Origin of the sequence: Neobacillus niacini, assembly GCF_000759675.1 — a bacterium.
Classification (GTDB): domain Bacteria; phylum Bacillota; class Bacilli; order Bacillales; family Cytobacillaceae; genus Neobacillus; species Neobacillus niacini_A.
Genome location: NZ_BAWM01000114.1, coordinates 136,114 through 136,534, shown reverse-complemented (window position 1 = coordinate 136,534; position 421 = coordinate 136,114). Strand labels below are relative to the sequence as shown.

4 tRNA genes are annotated in these 421 nt (G+C 49.2%); all 4 read left to right on the top strand.

The window, feature by feature from the left end:
• The first annotated feature begins 2 nt into the window (after positions 1-2).
• The 4 genes from TR08_RS24890 (at position 3) to TR08_RS24875 (ending at position 404) form a co-directional block, all read left to right on the top strand.
• A tRNA-Gly gene (locus TR08_RS24890) sits at positions 3-77 on the top strand.
• Between the two features lie 5 nt (positions 78-82).
• Positions 83-171 (top strand) — tRNA-Leu (locus TR08_RS24885).
• A gap of 71 nt (positions 172-242) precedes the next feature.
• A tRNA-Arg gene (locus TR08_RS24880) sits at positions 243-319 on the top strand.
• A gap of 8 nt (positions 320-327) precedes the next feature.
• Positions 328-404: transfer RNA gene (locus tag TR08_RS24875), tRNA-Pro, on the top strand.
• Positions 405-421 lie beyond the last annotated feature (17 nt).

The following is a 421-nucleotide window of genomic DNA, read 5'->3' as shown; positions in this document are numbered from 1 at the left end:
ATGCGGAAGTAGTTCAGTGGTAGAACACCACCTTGCCAAGGTGGGGGTCGCGGGTTCGAATCCCGTCTTCCGCTCCAATGTTGCCGGGGTGGCGGAACTGGCAGACGCACAGGACTTAAAATCCTGCGGTAGGTGACTACCGTACCGGTTCGATTCCGGTCCTCGGCACCAAGTTTTTTTCGCGATAGCGAAAATAACCAGAGTTATTTTTTTAAAGAAAAAACACTTACAAATAAAATAATGCGCCCGTAGCTCAATTGGATAGAGTGTCTGACTACGGATCAGAAGGTTATGGGTTCGACTCCTTTCGGGCGCGCCATATTTTATCGGGAAGTAGCTCAGCTTGGTAGAGCACTTGGTTTGGGACCAAGGGGTCGCAGGTTCGAATCCTGTCTTCCCGACCATTCTTTAACTTACAAAT